Annotated in this window: 15 protein-coding genes; 2 read left to right on the forward strand and 13 right to left on the reverse strand. The window is 42.4% G+C overall.

Annotated elements, in window-relative coordinates; all coding sequences use genetic code 11:
• Window positions 1–72: 72 nt before the first annotated feature.
• The 7 genes from splA to papB form a co-directional block, all read right to left on the reverse strand.
• Window positions 73–312, reverse strand: coding sequence for a splAB operon transcriptional regulator SplA (gene splA, locus Q5C82_RS15155; protein WP_003218644.1), 240 nt, complete (start codon window positions 310–312; stop codon window positions 73–75).
• Between the two features lie 91 nt (window positions 313–403).
• Window positions 404–2,116 carry a phosphoenolpyruvate--protein phosphotransferase gene (ptsP, locus tag Q5C82_RS15160; RefSeq protein WP_003218638.1) on the reverse strand — a complete coding sequence of 571 codons (1,713 nt, stop codon included), beginning with the start codon at window positions 2,114–2,116 and terminating at the stop codon, window positions 404–406.
• Window positions 2,116–2,382, reverse strand: a complete 267-nt coding sequence (locus Q5C82_RS15165; protein ID WP_003218637.1) for a phosphocarrier protein HPr — start codon at window positions 2,380–2,382, stop codon at window positions 2,116–2,118. Before Q5C82_RS15165 ends, ptsP begins: the two co-directional genes overlap by 1 nt.
• A 98-nt stretch (window positions 2,383–2,480) precedes the next feature.
• On the reverse strand, window positions 2,481–4,580 hold the full coding sequence (gene ptsG / locus Q5C82_RS15170; RefSeq protein ID WP_003218636.1) for a PTS glucose transporter subunit IIABC: 2,100 nt from the start codon (window positions 4,578–4,580) through the stop codon (window positions 2,481–2,483).
• Between the two features lie 229 nt (window positions 4,581–4,809).
• A complete protein-coding gene (gene glcT / locus Q5C82_RS15175) occupies window positions 4,810–5,676 on the reverse strand; it encodes a ptsGHI operon transcription antiterminator GlcT (protein WP_003218635.1) in 867 nt (288 codons plus the stop codon).
• A 62-nt stretch (window positions 5,677–5,738) separates the two neighbouring features.
• On the reverse strand, window positions 5,739–6,704 hold the full coding sequence (locus tag Q5C82_RS15180; protein ID WP_003218634.1) for a LacI family DNA-binding transcriptional regulator: 966 nt from the start codon (window positions 6,702–6,704) through the stop codon (window positions 5,739–5,741).
• A gap of 280 nt (window positions 6,705–6,984) precedes the next feature.
• Complete coding sequence (gene papB, locus Q5C82_RS15185; protein WP_003218632.1) at window positions 6,985–8,079, reverse strand: di/tri-peptidase; 1,095 nt, start codon at window positions 8,077–8,079, stop codon at window positions 6,985–6,987.
• Window positions 8,080–8,243: 164 nt separating this feature from the next.
• Between papB and Q5C82_RS15190 the strand changes: the two genes are divergently transcribed.
• Complete coding sequence (locus Q5C82_RS15190) at window positions 8,244–8,447, forward strand: hypothetical protein (RefSeq protein ID WP_003218631.1); 204 nt, start codon at window positions 8,244–8,246, stop codon at window positions 8,445–8,447.
• A gap of 37 nt (window positions 8,448–8,484) precedes the next feature.
• Here the strand turns inward: Q5C82_RS15190 and pfeT are convergent, their stop codons facing one another.
• The 5 genes from pfeT to Q5C82_RS15215 form a co-directional block, all read right to left on the reverse strand.
• On the reverse strand, window positions 8,485–10,398 hold the full coding sequence (pfeT, locus tag Q5C82_RS15195; protein ID WP_003218630.1) for a metal-transporting ATPase PfeT: 1,914 nt from the start codon (window positions 10,396–10,398) through the stop codon (window positions 8,485–8,487).
• Between the two features lie 234 nt (window positions 10,399–10,632).
• On the reverse strand, window positions 10,633–11,130 hold the full coding sequence (gene stoA, locus Q5C82_RS15200; RefSeq protein ID WP_032727215.1) for an endospore biogenesis thiol-disulfide oxidoreductase StoA: 498 nt from the start codon (window positions 11,128–11,130) through the stop codon (window positions 10,633–10,635).
• A gap of 50 nt (window positions 11,131–11,180) precedes the next feature.
• Window positions 11,181–12,518: a sporulation protein YkvU gene (ykvU, locus tag Q5C82_RS15205; protein ID WP_003218627.1), complete on the reverse strand. Its 1,338-nt coding sequence runs from the start codon at window positions 12,516–12,518 to the stop codon at window positions 11,181–11,183.
• A 117-nt stretch (window positions 12,519–12,635) separates the two neighbouring features.
• Window positions 12,636–13,265, reverse strand: coding sequence for a cell wall hydrolase (locus Q5C82_RS15210; RefSeq protein ID WP_003218625.1), 630 nt, complete (start codon window positions 13,263–13,265; stop codon window positions 12,636–12,638).
• Between the two features lie 298 nt (window positions 13,266–13,563).
• The gene (locus Q5C82_RS15215) at window positions 13,564–13,758 is read right to left on the reverse strand and encodes a hypothetical protein (RefSeq protein ID WP_003218622.1); all 195 of its coding nucleotides are present in this window, start codon (window positions 13,756–13,758) and stop codon (window positions 13,564–13,566) included.
• Between the two features lie 164 nt (window positions 13,759–13,922).
• On the opposite strand from Q5C82_RS15215, the gene Q5C82_RS15220 reads away from it, so the two are divergent.
• On the forward strand, window positions 13,923–14,108 hold the full coding sequence (locus Q5C82_RS15220; protein ID WP_003218620.1) for a DUF2187 family protein: 186 nt from the start codon (window positions 13,923–13,925) through the stop codon (window positions 14,106–14,108).
• A gap of 120 nt (window positions 14,109–14,228) precedes the next feature.
• Here the strand turns inward: Q5C82_RS15220 and Q5C82_RS15225 are convergent, their stop codons facing one another.
• Window positions 14,229–14,519 carry a DUF3219 family protein gene (locus tag Q5C82_RS15225; protein WP_003218617.1) on the reverse strand — a complete coding sequence of 97 codons (291 nt, stop codon included), beginning with the start codon at window positions 14,517–14,519 and terminating at the stop codon, window positions 14,229–14,231.
• Between the last annotated feature and the right edge of the window lie 363 nt (window positions 14,520–14,882).

Raw genomic sequence — 14,882 nt, forward strand, 5'->3', positions numbered from 1 at the left:
CACATCCTTTTCCTTTACTACCGTTACTTTTCTCTTAAGGCGGAAAGGATATGAGTTGTAATGATTTCCTTGTTACTCATACGGATCGATATCAAATAGTTCTTTGTAGAGTGATTTAGCTTCCTCATAGCTTGCAAATACAGCATCATCCTCTGCAAATGGATGATAGGTTTCATAAATAAACAGCGAAAGCTCGCCTTCATGGTATGGATGGTGCACAATTTCAGCTTCCTTTATGTGGGCAACATTGGCGGCGTGCGGATTTCTGTAGATCACATAAACTGTATCTCCTGCGTTAAATTGGTTTGACATACTATCCCTCCTAGCCATGTTATTGTGCCCTTCTATACGTTTACTTATGAAAAAAACCAGACAGGCCGGAGGCCGTCTGGTTTTTTGTACATTACTTGAATGTTTCTTTTACGAACGCGACAACTTCTTCTGTCGTGCTCATAGATAAGATTTTCTCTTTGAATGACTCAGCTTCTTGTTTAGACAATTTGCTGATTTGTGTTCTTGCCGGAAGGATAGAAGTTGCGCTCATTGAGAACTCATCTAAGCCTAAGCCAAGAAGGATCGGAATCGCAATCTCGTCTCCTGCCATTTCTCCGCACATGCCAACCCATTTTCCTTCTTTGTGTGCCGCTTCAATTACAAGTGTAATTAAACGAAGGATTGCCGGGTTGTATGGCTGATACAGGTAAGATACACGTTCATTCATACGGTCAGCTGCCATTGTGTATTGGATCAAATCGTTTGTTCCAATACTGAAGAAATCAACTTCTTTAGCAAACTGATCAGCGATGACTGCAGTTGATGGAATTTCAACCATCATACCGACTTCAATATCGTCAGATACAGCCTGTCCCGCTTTTACAAGCTTCTCTTTCTCTTCAAGAAGAATCGCTTTTGCTTCTTTGAATTCGTTAACTGTCGCAATCATAGGGAACATGATTTTCAGGTTTCCGTATGTACTTGCACGAAGCAGCGCGCGAAGCTGTGTTCTGAAGATTTCTTGCTCTTCAAGGCAAAGACGAATCGCTCTATATCCCAAGAATGGGTTCATTTCTTTAGGAAGCTGCAGGTAAGGAAGCTCTTTGTCTCCGCCGATATCAAGTGTCCGCACGACAACTGATTTTCCTTCCATACGCTCAAGAACCGTTTTGTAAGCATCAAACTGCTCATCTTCTGTAGGCAGCTGATCTCTTCCCATGTAAAGGAATTCTGTACGGTAAAGACCAACTGCTTCTCCGCCGTTTTCAAGAACGCCTTTCACATCATCAGGAGTACCGATGTTAGCTGCAAGCTCTACATGATGTCCGTCTTTTGAGACAGTCGGTTCATTGACAAGCTTCGCCCACTCAGCTTTTTGAGCCAAATAAGCATTATGTTTTTCTTCATACTCTTTTACAGTTTCCGCAGATGGGTCAATAATGACATCACCATTGATACCGTCAACGATAACAGTCACGCCGTTTTGGATCGTTCCTGTAGCCGCTTTCGTACCAACAACTGCCGGAATCTCAAGAGAACGCGCCATGATGGCAGAGTGAGATGTGCGTCCGCCAATATCAGTTGTGAATCCTTTTACGAACTCACGGTTTAATTGCGCTGTGTCAGACGGTGTTAAGTCTTCAGCTACAATAATAACCTCTTCTGAGATCATGCTTGGGTTTGGAATTTCGACGCCAAGCAGGTGGCCGGTTACGCGTTTTGTTACGTCGCGGATATCTGCCGCACGCTCTTTCATATATTCGTTGTCCATTGATTCAAACATAGTAACGAACATAGAAGACGTTTCTTTTAAAGCGAATTCAGCATTCACTGAATCAGTGCTGATTTTTTCTTTCACAGGGTTCAGAAGCTCAGGGTCACTGAGAACTAAAAGGTGAGCAGAAAAAATATCAGCTTTATCCTGACCCAGTTCTTTCAAAGCGTGCTCTTTGATTTTTTCGAGCTCTTCTTTTGAACGTGCAATCGCTTCATCAAAACGGCTTACTTCCGCTTCAGAATCAGAGATGTTTTTCTTTTCAACCGTTAAATCTGGTTCTTCAAGCCGGTACGCTTTTGCAATCGCGATGCCGGCTGAAGCGCCAATCCCTTTTAATTCTTGCATTACTCGCCGAGTCCTTCGCTTTTCATTGTTTCTTCTAAAGCGTTAAGAGCATCGTTTTCGTCAGCGCCAGTAGCAGAGATTGTGATCTCAGCGCCTTTAGCGATACCTAGAGACATAACACCCATGATAGATTTAAGGTTAACTGTTTTGCCGTTATATTCTAAATTAACGTCAGCGTCGTATTTGCTTGCAGTTTGTACAAGAACTGTCGCAGGACGAGCGTGAATTCCAGAATCTGCAGTTACTTTGAATGTTTTTTGTGCCATTTTTATCATTCTCCTTTTAACTTAAAGCTTTATTACTTCACAATATTATATCATACAGCCGTACTTGTCATCTGACAAGCACAGCGTACTATATACCCTTATTTTTCAATCTTCACAATGTCTTCTTGCTCTCTGTTGACTGAGCCGCTTGCTTTAATGCTGACTGATTCTCCCTCAGCAAGGTTCGTAAACACAATCGGTGTCATGAGAGACGGTACATTTGGTTTGACTGCGTCCAGATCAACTTCAAGAAGTTTTTGTCCAGGCTCAACGCGGTCTCCTTCTGATACGAAAGATGTAAATCCTTCGCCCTTCAGGCTGACAGTATCAATACCAAAGTGGATCAAAATTTCTCTTCCGCCGTCGGATTGCAGGCCGATCGCATGTTTCGTCGGGAACACATTTAGAATTTTTCCTCGAACCGGTGATACGACAATACCTTCAGAAGGGAGAATCGCAAAACCGTCACCCATCATTTTTCCTGAGAAAACTTGGTCAGGAACATCAGTAATCGGGTGAATTTCCCCAGCAATCGGAGAAACGAAAACTTCCTCGCCGATTTCATTTTGCAGCGGTTCTGCAATGACTTCCTCAACCTGCTGACCTACTTCCTCTTGAGCAGATGTTGTTGGTTCAGGTCTTGGCTTGCGTCCCGCAATGATGTCTTGCATTTGTGTTTTTAAACCGTCAGAACGCGGTCCGAAAATAGCTTGAATGTTGTTGCCGACTTCCAGCACCCCGGATGCACCGAGCTGTTTCAGACGGTCTTTATCAACCTTTTTCTGATCGTTTACAGTCACGCGCAGACGAGTGATACAAGCATCAAGGTGTTTGATGTTTTCCTGGTCACCCATTGCCTGCAGGATCTCGTAAGGAAGGTCGCCTGCTTCTCCTGTTTTCCCAGATGCTGCTGTTTCAGCTGTAGCATCTTCACGGCCTGGTGTTTTCAGATTAAATTTGCGGATCGCAAATCGGAATCCGAAGTAGTAAATGACCGCAATCCCTAAACCAACAGGGATGACAAGCCACCATGCCGTCCGGTTCGGTAAAATGCCGAAAAGGAAGTAGTCAATCAAACCGCCGGAGAATGTCATACCGATCTTAACATTCAACAGCTGCATGACCATGAATGAAAGTCCCGCAAATACACAGTGAATCGCAAACAAAACAGGGGCAACGAATAGGAATGAGAATTCCAATGGCTCTGTGATCCCTGTCAGGAAGGATGTCAAGGCCGCTGAACCCATAATACCTGCAACGAGTTTTTTGTTTTGCGGTTTTGCTTCATGATAAATCGCAAGTGCCGCAGCAGGCAGACCGAACATCATAAATGGATATTTACCTGTCATGAACGTACCTGCTGTTAACTGTACGCCGTCTTTAATCTGCGCCATAAAGATACGCTGATCCCCGCGGATGATTTCCCCTGCTGCACTCTTATAGCTGAAGAATTCATACCAGAACGGCGAATAGAAAATGTGGTGCAAACCGAATGGAATAAGCGAACGTTCAATCACCCCGAAGATAAATGCAGCAAGGGTTGGATTCGCTTCCACTAATCCTGTTGAAAAGGCATTCAATCCATGCTGGATCGGAGGCCAGATCACTAACATAATAAGACCCAGAATCAGTGCAGAAATTGACGTAACAATTGGAACGAAACGTTTACCCGCAAAGAAACCAAGATATTGCGGCAATTCAATTGTATAAAATTTGTTGAACAATAATGCAGCTAACACACCGACGATAATACCGCCGAACACGCCTGTCGCCAAGGTAGGTATACCAAGCATGTTTACATATGCTGGATGGTTTTCCGTGAAGAACTTGGCTCTTTCGATTGAATCGGAAGGAATGGTTCCGTTTGCAAGAAGAACCGCACTCATGGATACGTTCATCACCAGATAACCGATAATTGCTGCAATCCCTGCAACTCCATCACCGTTGGCAAGCCCGATGGCTACACCTACTGCGAATAGAAGCGGAAGGTTATCAAAAACAATCTGCCCAGCGCTTTCCATAACACCCGCTACGAGCTGAACATTGTCATTGCTCAAGAAATGCATGACCTGAATCATGTCCTTATTTTGCATCGCATTCCCGATCGCAAGTAGAATCCCCGCAGCCGGAAGGATCGCAACTGGAAGCATAAGCGCACGCCCAATTTTTTGAAGAACGCCGAATAATGCTTTAAACATAAGAATTGACCTCCTCTTTTTACTAGTCTGACCTTACAGCTAAAAATCATGACAACGAATTCACAGGCGTAAGTCTTCCAGTTTAACCGTTTACATTTGCCCTTTTACACAACAAAAAGGGCATGAGCAAAATTGGGTGCGCAAAAGAACGAGAATGAACTTCCCGTTTTTTCCCCTCAATCACTCATGCCTGATCGGATCAGTAACACGTTATAAGGATAAACTGAATTTATGAAATTTTATTGGTTAATCGGTACAGATGAAGCGTCAGATAAACCGCTTCCGCCTCATGAACTGGTTTCTTCAATGTTTGCTGCAAGATTTTAATCAATTTCCAAGCTGTATTGTAGCATAGCGGATATTCATTTTTCAATAACAACATTAATTTTTCTGGTTCTTTAGTCGGTTCTTCTTTTTTGATTCTTTCTATTGTAAATCTGATATGCCGGATCAGCCGTAAATAGTTGACACTTTCCTTGTTTACTTTCATTTGAAACGAGTCTTCAATCACCTCGACAAGCTGCGCCATCAGCTGCGAATGCTGATTAACTTCGGACAGCGGACGGTTTGTCAGAGCTGAATGGATATGCAGAGCAATAAAGCCGATTTCTCCTTCTGGGAGGCAGATTCCCGCTTTTTCATTAATCATATCTATGACTTCTTTGGCGATTTGGTATTCTTCAGGATAAAGTGACTGAGTCTCCATTAAAAATGGATTTTTCATATCAAAGCCCTGCTGCTGCCTTTTGATCGCAAATGCGATATGGTCTGTCAGCGCAATGTGAATATGTTCATTTAATGAGTGGTTTGTCCTATTACTGATGTGATAGATGACATCGTTTGAAATATCAACGAGCTTTTCATCAACATAGTCAAGGAGCTTTTTAAACTGCTTTTGTTCCTTCTCGTCCTTTAAAATGAACATTTTATCGTAGCCTTTATCTTCAATGACATCATCTTGTTTTTTTCCGAAACCAATACCTTTTCCAATTAAAACGACTTCGCTGTATTTATGATGAGAAGCAATTAAGACGTTATTATTCAGTACCTTTTTCACTGTGAAGGACCCATTCACGATCCTCAGCTCCTTTGTCATTCAATACCTCATATCGTACATAACGAACGGAATGCGCGTCAAACCTTTTTTCGATGCTTTCACTAAACAGTCGATCTTTCGATGAGACGGTAATCGAGAACTTTCCTTTCAATCGGCTGTCCCTGAATTCTTTTTTCCAGCATGGCAAACGCCTGCTTTCCCATTTCCTTTGTCTGAATATCGATCGTTGTGATACCAAGCGATTGGCTAATTTCATGGTTATCAATGCTTAAGATTGCAAGCTCATCCGGTACAGATAGCCGCTGGGCCTTTGCTTCAAGTAAAAGCCCTGCTGAAACTTGATCATTGGCAACGAAAATAGCCGTCGGCTTTTCCTTCCACTTTTTCCACTTATGAAAAAGTGCCTTGCCATCATTAATTGAAATCGCTTTCTCAATCACCCAGTCTTCATGAAATGCTTCTCCGATCTCTTCCAATGCTTCTTTATAGGCTTTGATTCGAAAATGGCTATTCATGCCTTTTTTTCTTGCCAAACAGATGGCTATTTTTTTATGCCCTTTGGCAATTAAATAGTCCAAGCCGTACCGGAATGCTTGTTGGTGAGGAATGCTGATGGTTGGAAAACGGCCGATATCTGAATTCTGGCAAAGCAATATCGGGCCTTCCCATTCTAGGATTTTTTCATCAGCAAGCGCCTTTGAGCAAAAAATTAACCCGTCAACCTGCCGCTGCTTTAATTGGGACAGTGCAAAGATTTCTTTCTGTACATCATAGTTTGTTTGGAATAAAGAGAGGTGAATCCCGGATTCCGCGGCTGCGTCGGCTATACCTGCAATCAGCTCTGCAAAATAAGGCAGATTAACCGTCGGCAAAACAACGCCAATCATATTTGAAAATCCTTTCGACAAATGTACGGCATGGATATTTCTCGTGTACTCTAATGCTTCCATTGCCTCAAGCACTCTATTTCTTTTGTCTTCACTGACATAAGGATGATTGTTTATGACTCGGGAAACCGTTGTAACGGAGACACCGGCTTTTTCTGCAATGTCTTTAATATTAGCCATAGATTCCCTTCTTTCTAAATTCCCTTGATCTGGAATGCGTTTCATACAATATGATATGAACATACCAGACATATTTTGTTTTTTAGCTGAAAGGAGAAGATCACATGGGTTTCTTCATTTTAATTGGATTATGTCTGACTGTTCTCGGCGGCAGCTGTCTTGCAGTAAAACCTCTCAACCAAAAACATGAAATTAAACCATTTCGAACATTTGATGATTTTTTTATTTAATGCAGATAAAAAAGGACGATGTCGAGAACAAAGTCCTTTTTTATTTCCATTTACGGCAGTATGATTAATTCCTTTGGATATTGGGTCAGCGTAATCGCTCCGTCCTTCGTTACATGAACGTCATCCTCAATGCGCACGCCGCCGATCTCAGGCACATAAATCCCCGGTTCGATCGTGTAGACCATGCCTTCCTGCAGCAGTGTATCGTTGGCTTGGCTCATTGATGGGTACTCATGAACAGAAATCCCGAGCCCGTGTCCCAGCCGGTGAGGAAAATAATCTCCGTACCCTGCTTTTTCAATGATTCCGCGGGCAGTTAAATCCAGATCTCCGATTCTGACACCGGGTTTGCTTGCTTCAATCGCGGCTTTTTCCGCTTGAAGCACGGTCTCATAAATCTCCTCTTGCTTCGGATTGACAGTCTTGTATGCAAACGTTCTTGTAATGTCAGAGCAGTAGCCATCAAGAATAACACCGAGATCAAATAAAACAAAATCACCTTTCTTCAACGTGGCTGTACCCGGATTACCGTGAGGCTGGCCTGATTTTTCTCCAAACAAAACCATTGTGGAGAAAGACATGCCCTGAATTCCTTTTTTCTTCAGCTCATACTCGATTTGAGCGAGCACTTCCACTTCACTGATGCCTTCACGCAAAGCAGCTGTGCCGACTTCAACGCCGTAATCAGCAAGCTTTGCCGCCTCTTTCAGCAAACGAATTTCATTGTCGTCTTTAATCAGGCGAAATTGATTGAGTGTTTCTTCTGCTGAAACAAATTGAGCCCCGCCCACTGAATGCTTCAGCTGTTCCGCACGTGATAGTGAGATCGAATCCTTTTCTACCGCGAGTGTATGTATGCTGCTATTTCGCTTTTTCAAGGCTTTCTCTATCAGTTCCCACGGATTTTCATGATCCGCATAACCAATGATTTCATGATTCCAGCCTGCGTTGCGGGCCTGGTTTGCTTCCATTCCAGGACACACAAAGAAAGGCTCCTCTTCTTGAAAAATAAATAACCCCATTAATCTTTCATGCGGCTCTGTGTAAAAACCGGTTAAGTAAAAAACATTCTCTTTCGTATGAATAAATGCGGCAGTATGCCCCATTTCCTTCAGCCATGAAGAGACGCGTTGTATTCTATTCACTTCTAGTTCCTCCCTGCCATTTGCAATGCTTTGTTCTGTCTTTCATTGTAACAGGTTTTACAGGTGTTTGCCTTCCGTGGCACCTTCGTTTTCGATCCATTTTATTTCCTGCCCCGCTTCCTGTATACTGACAGTAGAGTTCAAGCGCAGGGAGTTGTTCCGTTTTGCTGATGAATTTTTTCAGACGAAAAGCAGTTATGCTCTTAACGGTTTTGGGAATTTCCGCTCCTTTTATCGGTATGAAGATGGTCAGTTTTTATTATTACAGCTCTATCATAGGCTGTGCAGCGGGTTGCCTATGCTGCGTCCTCGCTCTTATCATAGTTACGAAAAGATCCGACAAAGACAATAAAGAAGGAAAAGCTTGATACATAAAAAACCAGCAGCCCAGTTGGACTGCTGTTTTTATTTTAGGAGTCTTAACCCGTTTAAGATCACCAAAATCGTACTTCCCTCATGACCGATCACGCCAAATGGCAATTCCATCACCTGCAAAAAGTTGGCGCAAATCAGCAAGCAGATCACAGCTAGAGAAAACACGATATTTTGTTTGATAATCCTGTTCATTTTCCGTGACAAACGGCACATGTTTACGAGCTTTTTCAAATCGTTTTGCATGAGTACCATATCAGCGGTCTCAAGAGCGACATCTGTTCCGCCGCCCATTGCAATGCCGACATCCGCCGCTTTAAGTGCCGGCGCATCATTGATTCCGTCACCGACCATTGCAATTGTTCCGAATTCTTCTTTTAACCGTATGATTTCATTCACTTTTTGGTCAGGCAGGCATTCTGCAGCAACAGTTGTCATTCCGGCTTCGTTCGCTATCGCTTGAGCCGTGTCCTCATGATCCCCTGTCAACATGGCCGTTTTAATCCCTAGTCGGTTCAATTCTTCCATGACCTCTTTTGCTTCGGGCCTGATTTGATCTTTCAGTGCAATACAGCCCGCTATTTGATCATCCTTTTTTACAAATACAATCGTATAGCCGCTTCGAATGATATCAGGTGCTGTTTGTTTTATAAATTGTGCTGCCATTTCCTCGCCGATAAAACCTGCTTTACCGATCTTCCATTTCGCGCCCGACACTTCTGCCATAACGCCAAACCCTGATGTTTCTTCTATAGATATGTAGCCGGACTGATTTACGCCGCGGCTTTCAGCGTACGTTGTTATTGCTTGAGCGAGCGGATGGCTTGATTGCGTTTCGATGGCATAGACGGCCTCAAGAACTTCCGCTTCACTGAATCCTTCTGCAATTCTGATCGTCTCAACGGCAGGCTGGCCTTTTGTTACAGTGCCCGTTTTATCAAAGGCGATCATCTGCACAGAGCCCAGCTGTTCAAGGAAGACACTTCCTTTCACAAGCATACCGTTTCGGGCGCCATTTGAAATCAAGGACAAAGCTGCCGGCATAATAGAGGCGACAAGCGCACAAGGCGAAGCGACAACCATAAACACCATTGCGCGGTAGAAGGTTTCACTCCAGCTCCAGCCCAGCGCAAAGTGCGGCACGAATAACAAGAGCCCCACCGCGATCAGCACACCTTTTACATAAGCATTTTCAAATCGTTCGATGAAAGCTTGTGCGGGTGAAACACTGCTTTGTGCAGATTCAACCAGTTTGATAATTTTTCTGAATAACGAATCTTCATTTGCTTTCGTGACACGGACGGTCAAGGAACCGTTGCGATTCACTGTTCCTGTAAATACAGCGTCACCGGTATTTTTTTCTACAGGCATTGATTCACCTGTTAATGCTGACTCATCAATGCTTGTTGAGCCTGATTCAATGATACCGTCTGCCGCTACGCGTTCACCGGGTTTGATCACAATCATATCACCGGCCTGCAAGTCCGATACCGGAACTCTTTTGGTTTCACCATTGACCATCAGCGTTGCTTCTTCAGGCTCAAGCTGCATTAAAGAAGTTAAATCTCTGCTGCTTTTATTCATCGTGTATGTTTCTAAAGCTCCGCTTAAGGAAAAAATAAATATTAAAATAGCACCCTCCGCCCAGTATCCGATCAAGGCGGAACCGATTGCAGCGAAAATCATTAAAAGTTCTACATTCAACGTTTTGGATTCGAGCGTTTCTTCGATTCCTTCCTTTGCTTTAGCAAATCCGCCGATCACAAAAGCCAGCAAGTAAAGTGTTATTGATAATACTTGATGTCCGGATAAAAGCCACCCTGCCAAAATAAGAGCGCCTGACACGAGTGCTGCGATAAGCTCCCCATGTTGTGCCCAGTTTTTTTCTTTCTGGCCTGTTTTTAATGGCTCATGCGGATCGTGTTGAACGATAACTTGTTCATTCATATCAAAATCTCCTCTCTAATTGAGAACGCAAATCATCTTCATTTCTCTTATAAAAACAAAATTGCCGCCCAAAAGGCAGCTTTATCGTCAGTTACTTCTTGATGTCTTCCTTTATTATAGCATGCGCAATAAGAATTTCAATTATAATTATTTTAATTTCTTCTTGATAATAATTATCATTAACATCCATCAATTCTTCATTACATGAAAAAAGCTGAGAGTCTGTGCTCTCAGCTATTCTTCCGTCCATTCTTTCAGTTGTTCCGCCGTCATCGGGCCAATTTTTGTTTTTTCAATTTCTCCCTTTTCATTCAGCAAAAATGATGTTGGGATCGTGATGATATGATACTCCTTCATCAATTCTCCTTTTGAGTCAAGAACGATCGGAAACGTCAGCTTGTTTGCTTTAATAAAGTCTTCAACGGCTTGCTGATTTTGTTCTGAGTTCACTAAGTTCACCGTTACCAGCTTTACGCCATCGGATTGATGGGCATTATAAAACGATTGAAACTGGGGAAGCTCCTTTTTGCAGGGCGGACACCAAGATGTCCAAAAATGCAGGATGGTTTTCTGCCCTTTATGCGGGATCGAGATATCCTCCCCTTCTATCGTTTTCATAAGAAAAACAGCGGGAACTGCAGGCTGTTTATCCTCAGCGGCTGCCACATCAGGAAACCATGCAATCATCCCCAATAACATAAGGCATACAGTAAGCAAGCGCTTCGTCAACATGGAATCTTCCTTTCATGCTTTTCAATTAGCTTGCCCCTGCTTTTTCTTTATCATCCTTCAATTCGCGGCGTTCTGTTTCCTCCCGTAAGGAAAACAGATACCCGCAGCGCTTTGCAAATCTGTGTATAGTGAAGGCTCGTCAGCAAAATCATGCCGGTGTTCATTCCGAGGATAATCCCGAGCATTTGCAAATTCTCCATTGATCCCAGCACATACATCATACTTAGGGCAACGATATGGCTCCACACATTGTGATAAAAAGCTTCTTTTACAAACCCCATCCCGATTAAGCACGCCTGCAGCGGCATGACAAACAGATGAAAAAGAAAGTAAGGCCACAACAGCTGCAGGTAATACTGCGCTTCGGGGGAGTGAAAGAACAAATGTGTGAGAGGTCCCGCAAACTGGAACATGATCCAGACGGCCGGTATGCCGTAGCCAAACGTAATGAAAATCGACTGCTTCAGTCTTTTTAATACGATGTCATATTGCGAAAGCGCATAAGCTTCCGAAATGCTCGGTATCATGACAACCATTAACGAATGGGCAATAAAAGCAGGGAACGACCCTATCGTCACAGCCACACCGGCCAGCATACCATATTGATCGATCGCCGCTGTTCCGGCAACGCCCGCAGCCAAAAGCGCTCCTTTTACTAAAAAGGGTTCAATCGCATTGACAACCGCATGAAAAATGCGAAGCCCCGTTGTAGGAATGGAAACGGCAAGCAGTCTTTTTCTTACATCCTTTCCACGCAAATGAATGTGCTGCTGGCCGGATACCGCCCGCCTCGCCATGATAAATTGTGAATATAAATAAACAAGCACAACCACATCACTCACGACGAGGACAAATAAGGAAATCAGCACAGCCATATCCAATTCAAATGAGTACCATTGAAAAAAGAGGAATAAGCACAAGAGCTGGATGATTTTTTTCAGCACATTGGCGATTGCGATCTTCCCCATTTTTTGTACACCCATAAAATAGCCTCTGGCGATTGAAGTAAAGGCGACAATAGGAATTAAGCCGATGACAATCCCTTTAATAAACGGGTGGTATGTATCGAATACCGGAATAAACGGAAGCGCAATACTGGCAGCGGCGGTAGAAAACGCTGTAAAAACGACCGTCATTCTGAATGCGTGCCTCAGCATGCTTTCATGAAGCTTAGGGTTTGATTCGGCAATGAATTTTGAAATTGAGATCGGCAGTTCCAGGCTTGCGATGACTATAATTAAAAAGATCGTGGGCAAAATACTCATGTAAAGCCCCATCCCGTGCTCGCCAAGCTCCCGCGCCAAAATCATATTCACGACAAATTCAAGGCATTCAGCGAAAAAGGCGGCAATGGATAAAAGAATGATCCCTTTCACAAATCGATTCATGAAGTCTCTCCTTGTCTCTTGTACTACCAACATCATATGAGACAAGTTCAAAAATTATTTTATTTTTACTCTTTATATGTAAAAAAGCACAGCTGAGACAAATTGTCTCTTCTATGCTTAGATGGCAAAAACGTGCCTGCCGATTTTTTCTATGATTTTTCTTGAACGAATCCAATCATCTGACGCTGTTTTCGGATTATAAAAGAATATGGCATCTGTTTCTCTATTGTTTGAGGACAGCGCTTCTTCAGCAGCAGCAATCGATTCTTTATCAGGCTTTTGATTAATGCTTCCGTTTGCGACCGGTTCAAAGGCGTTTTTCTGATAAATAACCCCTCTTATTGTATCAGGAAAACCTTTTTTCTCCGTTCTGTTCAGCACAACGCTTGCTACGGCGACCTTGCCTTTATAGGATTCTCCCTTAGCCTCTGCGTGAACGAGACGGGACAGCAGATCTTTTTCAGACTGTGTATATGTTTCTTTCTTTTCAGTTGTTTTGGCTGGCTGGTCTTTCTCTTTCTTTTCAGTGTGTGCTGATAGCTTGATCGGCTTTATTTTTTTCTGGTCCTTATCAGCAGACAGTGAAGGGAAAGATTCGTCTCTCTCTTGATCTATATGTGTAAGCCATTTCGCTTCTTCATGTTTTGTCTTCTTTGTGCTCAGTAGTGAAGCTTGTGTATGTTCAATTTTTGCTGCAGGCATGAAACAAAGAAGAAAAACAGCCAGAGCAGTGAATTTCGTCGTCATACAGTTTCCTCCTTAAAGTGCTCAAAAAAACACTTCATAACCTTAACAAGAGATCCATTCATTTTCACGGAAAAAGATTTTCCAACTCTCCCAAGGAGGCATCAGGATGGAATATACCGGATGACAGGCTGGTTAATGGAAGAAAAATAGCTTGAAATTCTATAAATATTGTCATTTAAAAACATATTTATCCATTTTTGGTGTTTTACATTTTGTTTACATCTGTTACAGTCGAGTGTAATAAAGAGCCTGTATTCTGTCATATATGATAAAAAGGCTTCTCACGTATGAGAAACCTTCAGCTTCTTGGCTGTTCTAAGTATTGAAATATAACATCTCCGCCTTGCTGGGCAATTCCTCGGAAATGTTTAAAATCATCTTGTTTAGATAACACAGCCCTGAAATCCAGGAAATGCTCTTTCTGGACTCTCAGTTCGTTTATTGCGCCGGTGCGCAGCTGTTCAATCATTTCAGTAATCTCTTCGGGACGCAACGAAAATTCCCCCTTTTCTTTCTTTTGACGAAAATCAATATATCATCTTTATAGCGTCAGGACAATTCATTAGGGAGATAAAACTCCTTATCGCTTTACTTCTCAATGAAAATACTGCAAAATACTTTCAAAAGGCATTATTATGTTTAAAGGAGAGGAAGCTTGTGAAAATCGCTAAGGTTGGAAATGTCATTGAATTTAAAAACGGATTAACCGGTGTTGTTGAAAAAGTAAATGAGAATTCTGTTATCGTTGATGTCACGATTATGGATAACTATCGGGATCTTGAGTTAGATTCATTGACAGTTGTTAATCATAAAAATTATAAGATCATCAAAGACTCCTATTAAACCTCCTCATTTCCACATTCATTCGCAAAAACGGCAAGACGGACAATTAAACACCTTACATATGAAATTCGCTTTCTCAAAAGCTGCCGGCCGGCAGCTTTTTTACATCAAAAACACCGATTATGAATCGGCGTTTTTGTCTGTTTCCGTTATTTCTATATAGAACTCGCTGACAGATCCTGCTTCATACAGGTTGGTCAATGACGTTGAATAATTTGTAATTTCCCCCCGGAAGGCAAGATTTCGTTCCGGAACCTCGACGGTAAACGTTTTTTCATACAACAGGACAGCGATATCATGGTAAGTCTCACTCGTAACGTTTAGGGTAAATGCAATTTTGCGCTTCGGCTCGCTCTCCTCTTGATATGCAGCCATTTCTAACGTTACATCGTTTAAGCGCAATGTTTTCACTTCATATCACTCCTTTATCGTTCATGCATCTTAGCATACCTTAACGAACGTTTACAATGAATCTGTTCTGACCTATTATGTTAACCAATTCTTTAGAAAAGACACCTTTACAAACATACGTTCGATCAACTATAATAAAACAGACGAGCTGCCATCCAGCATCCCGTCTTTTCATTAGAAAGCGGCGAGTGGCATTCCCCCCGAATTCACTCGTCTTTTTTTTATAAGTATATCTTTCATCCACAACCATCACATCCAAAAAAATACATTCATTTAAAACCAATAACTCAGCCTTCTTCGAAGTTATCTGAGTATTTATTTCCCTCACTATTCAATAACAACTTTACCAAAAAACAATTAGAA

Source organism: uncultured Bacillus sp. (assembly GCF_958411575.1).
Classification (GTDB): Bacteria; Bacillota; Bacilli; order Bacillales; family Bacillaceae; genus Bacillus; species Bacillus spizizenii.

Coding starts and splice junctions, on each gene's coding strand:
- splA (WP_003218644.1), bottom strand. CDS start 312: ATGTCAAACCAATTTAACGCAGGAGATACAGTTTATGTGATCTACAGA.
- ptsP (WP_003218638.1), bottom strand. CDS start 2,116: ATGCAAGAATTAAAAGGGATTGGCGCTTCAGCCGGCATCGCGATTGCA.
- Q5C82_RS15165 (WP_003218637.1), bottom strand. CDS start 2,382: ATGGCACAAAAAACATTCAAAGTAACTGCAGATTCTGGAATTCACGCT.
- ptsG (WP_003218636.1), bottom strand. CDS start 4,580: ATGTTTAAAGCATTATTCGGCGTTCTTCAAAAAATTGGGCGTGCGCTT.
- glcT (WP_003218635.1), bottom strand. CDS start 5,676: ATGACAAAGGAGCTGAGGATCGTGAATGGGTCCTTCACAGTGAAAAAG.
- Q5C82_RS15180 (WP_003218634.1), bottom strand. CDS start 6,704: ATGGCTAATATTAAAGACATTGCAGAAAAAGCCGGTGTCTCCGTTACA.
- pfeT (WP_003218630.1), bottom strand. CDS start 10,398: ATGAATGAACAAGTTATCGTTCAACACGATCCGCATGAGCCATTAAAA.
- stoA (WP_032727215.1), bottom strand. CDS start 11,130: ATGTTGACGAAGCGCTTGCTTACTGTATGCCTTATGTTATTGGGGATG.
- ykvU (WP_003218627.1), bottom strand. CDS start 12,518: ATGAATCGATTTGTGAAAGGGATCATTCTTTTATCCATTGCCGCCTTT.
- Q5C82_RS15210 (WP_003218625.1), bottom strand. CDS start 13,265: ATGACGACGAAATTCACTGCTCTGGCTGTTTTTCTTCTTTGTTTCATG.